Here is a 5,566-nt window from a genome sequence, read left to right as displayed (position 1 = left end):
GCCGCGGCCCGGGGGCCAGCAGGGCCCCGGCCGCGTACCTCGCGGCGCGGTACGACTCGAGGAACCGCTCGGAGGGAGCAGCGGCGGCGATCGCGCGCCCACGGTGCAGCTCCGCACGGCTCGCCCGTCCGAGGGTTCCCACCGCTCCCCCGCCGGCCGTCCGCATCCTGTTCCTGGTGTCCATCTCCCCTGCACCTCCCCTTCTGCGCGCACGGTATCGCCGGGGTACGACACATCCGGACGCCCCGTATCCGCGCCCGTGATCAAATGGGGTGGATGGACACCGTGATCACCCGGCTCGACGCAGCCGACTTCCGAGACCGACTGCCCGAGGCTCTGGGGGTCTACGTCGACGCCATGGGCTACCCGCCGCAGGTGGTCCGCTCCCGGGCCGCGGCGTGGATGGAGCACAGCTACCGGGACGGCTGGTCGGGTGTGGCCGCGTTCGAGGCCCCGCGCCGACGCCTGCTCGGTCAGACCCGGGGGCAGCTCGTCGCCATCTGCTACGGCTATCACGGCGCTCCCGGGCAGTGGTGGTACGACCAGGTCTCCCGGGGACTGCGGGACCGGGACCGTGAGCTCCCGCCCGACTACGTGGAACTGACCGAGCTGCACGTCTCGCCGGGACTGCAGGGGCGCGGCATCGGCGCGACCCTCGTCAGGACGTTCCTGGCCGACCGGCCGGAGAGCACGGTGCTGCTGTCGACCCCGGAGGTCGACGGCGAGGACAACGCGGCCTGGCGCCTGTACCGGTCGTTGGGGTTCACCGATGTGCTGCGTTCGTATCGGTTCCAGGGGGACGCGAGACCGTTCGCCGTCCTGGCCCGATCGCTACCGCTCGCCGGGAACGGAGATCGGACGTGACCCCCCGGCATGACGTGGTGGTGGTCGGCTCCGGCCACAACGGACTGGTGTGCGCCGCCTATCTCGCCCGCGCCGGGCTCGACGTGCACGTGGTCGAACGGGACACGGTGATCGGCGGCGCCACGTCGACGGTCGAACGGTACCCGGGCCACCGCACCGACCGCGGGTCCTCGGCACATCTGATGATCCGCCACACCGGGATCCCGGAAGAGCTCGGGCTGGAGGCCCACGGACTGCGCTACGTGGACTGCGACCCGTGGGGCTTCGCGCCCGCCCCGCCGGGATCCGACGCGCCACCGATCGTCTTCCACCGTGACCTCGACGCCACGTGCGCCAGCATCGCCGCGGCCTGCGGTGAGGCCGACGCCGGCGCGTACCGGGAGTTCGTCCGCCGGTGGGACGTCCTGGCGGGACGGATGATGAAGGGGTTCGCGGTCCGCCCCACCGCCCCGGGTCTCGGTTCGGCGTTCCTCGGGGCCGACGACCTGCGCGATCCGTTCGGCGCGGTCCAGACCTTCCTGTCCTCCGGTGACGCGCTGCTGGACGCGATGTTCACCTCGGAGCGCCTCAAGGCGGCACTGTCGTGGTTCGGCGCGCAGTCGGGACCGCCGATGTCCCACCCCGCCACAGCCCCCATGATCGGGTTCGCTGCCCTGATGCACCGGATCCCGCCGGGGCGCGCGATCGGCGGTTCGGGCGCGCTCGCGGAGTCCCTCTCGGCCGCCGTCCGGGCGCACGGGGGGACGGTCACCGCAGGTGCCGGGGCCACCTCGATCCGGCGCTCCGGTTCGGGGTGGCGCGTCGACACCGAGGGCGGACGATCCCTGTACTGCTCGGCCGTCGTCGCCGCCTGCCACGTCCACACCACCCTGGACCTCCTCGCCGGCGAACTCCCGGCGGCGACGCTGGACGGGTGGCGGCGGCGGATCAGGCCCGGTTTCGGACTGGGGATGGCCGTCAGACTCGGGACCGATGCACTGCCCACGTATCCCGGCGTACCCACGAGCACCAGCGCCCACGGCCTGCAACTGCTCGTCACGGACCGACGGCACCTCGATCGCCGCTACGGCGTCGCCGCCGCGGGCGGCCTCGACGCCGATCCCGCCGTCCTGGCGATGAGCTTCAGCGCGCTCGACCCCTCGCTGGCTCCGGAGGGCCGCCACGAGCTGACACTGTGGTCACAGTGGCACCCGCGCCACCTGGCCGACGGCCGTGGCTGGTCGGAGGAGGGCGCCGCGGAGGCCGACCGGATCATCGCCGTCGCGGACCGCTTCGCGCCGGGGTTGGCCGACTCGATCGTCCACCGTCACGTCCAGACCCCCGAGGACCTGGAGACCGAACTCGGGCTGATCGGCGGGAACGTCATGCACGTGGAGATGTCCCTCGACCAGATGCTGCCGATGCGTCCCCACCCCGATCTGCGCGGTCACGCCGTGCCCGGGGCCGACGGCGTGTTCCTGGCGGGGGCCTCGACCCACCCCGGTGGCGGTGTGATCGGGACCAGCGGCAGGACGGTGGCGCGGCTCGTGACCCGCCGACTCGGCAGGTCGGCGCGGCGACGGCGGGGATCACGGGCACAATGACCGCCGTGACCCCGCCCCATCCGACAGCGAACGCCCCCACGAGCAGTGGCCGCTCCCGACTGCCCCGGCGACTGGCGGGCCTCACGGCCCTGGCCACCCTCCTGGTGCTCCTGTCCGGGTGCCTCCAGCTGAACGCCCAGATGAGCGTCCGCAAGGACGACACCGTCTCCGGCCGGATCCTCGTGGCGGGTGACCAGCCCGCGCAGGCGGCCGCGCTCGACCGGATCACCACGCCGTCCGGGCTCGAGCAGAAGGTGCGCATCACCCCCTACTCAGCGGACGGTTTCACCGGCCGCGAGATCTACTTCACCCAGTTGACGTTCGCGGAGGTCGACACCCTCACCCTCGCGATCGACATCGAGGGGGCACGGCCGTACAGCCTGGGCTTCCGCCGCAGCGGCGACACGGTGTCGTTCAGCGGATCGGTGGACCTGTCCCTGCTGCCCGCCGACCGCGCCGAGACGGCGACCACCCGGGTAGACCTGACCTTCCCCAACCGCATCAAGGAGACCAACGGCACCATCGGGGCCGGCAACTCCGTCAGCTGGTCCCCGGCTCCGGGGTCCATCACGCGGATGCAGGCCTCGTCGTCGTATCCCGACCCGGCCGCACGTGGGTTCGCGGTGTGGATGATCGTCGGGATCGGCGCCGCCCTGCTGGTGTCCATCGGGACGATCCTGGCCGCCCGGACGTCCCGGGCCCGTGCCGACCGGCTGGTGCGCTGACCCGAGCCGCACCCCCACCGGGGCGGATCAGATCCTGCCGGCCGCCACCCCGGGGGCGGGGGCCATCGACAGGTTGGTGAGGACCTCGTGGGTGGCCTTGGAGAAGTTCAGGGTGTTGAAGTGCAGGCACGGGACACCCTCGACGATCAGACGCTCGCACATGCGGGTGGTGAGATCGATCCCGACCTCACGGACCGCCGCCCGGTTCTCCTCGGGCCCGTCCCCGGCCGCGGTCCGGAGTCGCTCGGCCAGGTCGTCGGGCAGGGCGCAGCCCGAGAGCTCGACCATCCGCTGGACCTGCCGCAGACTCGTGACCGGCATGAGTCCGGGGATGATGGGCTTGGCGCCCTGCTCCGGGTCGGCGGCGACGGCGCGATCCCTCAGGCGCAGGTAGTGCTCCACGTCCCAGAACATCTGGGTGATCGAGTACTCGGCGCCGGCCCGGAGCTTGTTCACCAGGATCTCGGAGTCGTGCTCGAGGTCCCGGGCCCGGTAGTGCCCCTCGGGGAAGGACGCCACCCCGACGTGGAAGTCCCCCACCTCGTGGATCAGACGGACGAGTTCCTCGGCGTAGTGCAACCCCTCGGGGTGAGCCGTCCACTCGCCCAGCGGGTCCCCGGGCGGGTCCCCGCGCAGGGCGAGGATGTTGGACACTCCGACCTCGCCGTACATGCGGATCATGTCGGTGAGCTCGGCGACCGTGTGGTCCACCGCCGTCAGGTGCGCGATCGGCAGCAGGTCGGTCTCGCGGACGAGCCGCTCGACGACCCGGACCGTCCGGTCCCGCGTGGATCCGCCGGCCCCGTAGGTGACCGAGACGAACGCCGCCCCGAGGTCGGAGAACACGGTGGCGGCGCGCCAGAGTCGCTCCTCGGCGGCCTCGTCGCGCGGCGGGTAGAACTCGACGGAGAACGGAACCCTCGGGGTGGTCGACGTCGCGATCCGCTCCACGATGCTCGGGTGCCGGCCGCCGTCCGTCGGGTCGGAGTCGGGTAGCTGGGTCACCCGACCAGGGTAGCCCGACGCGCGCCACGTCCGGCCGCCGCCCGACGACTAGGATCGTCGGCGACGAGGGCGGCCGGACACCGGCGCCCGGAAGGGATGGTGCCCGTGGTCTCGGCGACTCGCCCCGACGACGGAGAACGCGTCCTCGACGCGCTCCGCCGACTCATCGACGGACGGCGCACGGTCGTGGCGGGGATAGACGAGCGGGTCGACCGCCTGGCCGGCCTGCTCTACGACTTCGTCCTCGACGGCGGCAAACGGATGCGACCGCGGTTCGCCCTGGCCGGCTGGGCCGCCGCGAGCGACACGGACGCTCCCGCCCCGGACGAGGTCGTCACCGCCTGCGCCGCCCTCGAGCTGATCCAGGCCTGCGCGCTGGTCCACGACGACATCGTGGACGCCTCGGACACCCGGCGAGGCCGCCCCACCGTCCACCGGACGATCGAGGCCACGCACCGCGACGAGGGCTGGGACGGGGACGCGGCCCGCTACGGCATCTCCCAGGCCATCCTCGTGGGCGACCTCGCGCTGACGTGGGCCGACGAGATGTTCGTGTCCTCCGGGGTGCCTCCCGAGGCCCTGGCCCGCGCGTTGGGTCCCTGGTACGCCATGAAGACCGAGGTCCTGTCGGGGCAGATGCTCGACATCCTCGCCGAGGCCTCGGGCGCCACCGACGAGCTCACCCCGGCCCGGGTGAACCGCTTCAAGACCGCGGCCTACACGGTCGAGCGGCCACTGCACATCGGCGCCGAGCTGGCGGGTGCCGGGGCGGAGACCGTCTCGGCCCTGCGGGAGTTCGGGGTGGCCGTGGGCCAGGCGTTCCAGTTGCGGGACGACATGCTGGGCGTGTTCGGCGACCCGGAGGTCACCGGCAAGCCCTCCGGGGACGACCTGCGGGAGGGCAAGCGCACCCTGCTGCTCGCCCGTGCGACCGCCCTCGCCCCCCGCCCGGACGCCGAGTTCCTCCTCGGCGTCCTCGGGACGCAACCCGACGCGGCCACGCTCGAACGCGCGCGCACCATTCTGGTGGAATCCGGTGCCGTGGTCTCGGTGGAGGCCGAGATCGACGCGTTGACCACCCGCGCCCTGGACGCCGTGGCCTCCGACGCGATCAGCGACCACGGGCGGGACACGCTGCGGGCACTGGCGGAGGCCGCGACCCGCAGGCGGGCTTGATCCGTGCAGGGAGCGACCGGACCCCGGCCGGAGACGACCACCTCGTCGTCGTCACCGTCATCATCGCCGTCGCCGTCGACACCATCGTCGCGGATCCGCCGGGCGACCACCGCGACGACCGCCTCGGCCCGCGCCGCCCTGAACGGCCCCTCCGGTCCGGCACTGTGGCGCGGCGTCCTCGGCTCGGTCCTGCTCACCATCGCCGGATTCGGC

5 protein-coding genes and 2 pseudogenes are annotated in these 5,566 nt (G+C 72.9%); 5 read left to right on the top strand and 2 right to left on the bottom strand.

All coding sequences use genetic code 11. The features are described 5' to 3' along the window. A pseudogene (locus G6023_RS10600) lies at window positions 1–184 on the bottom strand (SAV_6107 family HEPN domain-containing protein); the annotation flags it as partial. Window positions 185–276: 92 nt separating this feature from the next. Here G6023_RS10600 and G6023_RS10595 point away from each other — a divergent pair. Genes G6023_RS10595 through G6023_RS10585 form a run of 3 tightly spaced genes read left to right on the top strand, consistent with a single transcriptional unit; the run spans window position 277 to window position 3,172 of the window. Continuing rightward, window positions 277–864 carry a GNAT family N-acetyltransferase gene (locus G6023_RS10595; RefSeq protein ID WP_096907272.1) on the top strand — a complete coding sequence of 196 codons (588 nt, stop codon included), beginning with the start codon at window positions 277–279 and terminating at the stop codon, window positions 862–864. Then, the gene (locus G6023_RS10590) at window positions 861–2,447 is read left to right on the top strand and encodes a phytoene desaturase family protein (protein ID WP_182635421.1); all 1,587 of its coding nucleotides are present in this window, start codon (window positions 861–863) and stop codon (window positions 2,445–2,447) included. Before G6023_RS10595 ends, G6023_RS10590 begins: the two co-directional genes overlap by 4 nt. Next, the gene (locus G6023_RS10585; protein ID WP_096905652.1) at window positions 2,444–3,172 is read left to right on the top strand and encodes an LppM family (lipo)protein; all 729 of its coding nucleotides are present in this window, start codon (window positions 2,444–2,446) and stop codon (window positions 3,170–3,172) included. Before G6023_RS10590 ends, G6023_RS10585 begins: the two co-directional genes overlap by 4 nt. Window positions 3,173–3,199: 27 nt before the next feature. Here G6023_RS10585 and metF read toward each other — a convergent pair whose 3' ends face one another. Further along, complete coding sequence (gene metF / locus G6023_RS10580) at window positions 3,200–4,177, bottom strand: methylenetetrahydrofolate reductase [NAD(P)H] (RefSeq protein WP_182635419.1); 978 nt, start codon at window positions 4,175–4,177, stop codon at window positions 3,200–3,202. Between the two features lie 96 nt (window positions 4,178–4,273). Between metF and G6023_RS10575 the strand changes: the two genes are divergently transcribed. Further along, entirely contained in the window at window positions 4,274–5,353 is a 1,080-nt protein-coding gene (locus G6023_RS10575; protein ID WP_182635416.1) for a polyprenyl synthetase family protein, read from the top strand. 3 nt (window positions 5,354–5,356) lie between these two features. Next, window positions 5,357–5,566 (top strand): annotated as a pseudogene (locus G6023_RS15750) (polyprenol phosphomannose-dependent alpha 1,6 mannosyltransferase MptB); the annotation flags it as partial.

Source organism: Dietzia sp. DQ11-71, assembly GCF_014144995.1.
In the GTDB taxonomy this organism is placed as follows: domain Bacteria; phylum Actinomycetota; class Actinomycetes; order Mycobacteriales; family Mycobacteriaceae; genus Dietzia; species Dietzia kunjamensis.
The sequence above is the reverse complement of the archived record's forward strand: the minus strand, read 5'-3'. Positions and strand labels throughout refer to the sequence as shown.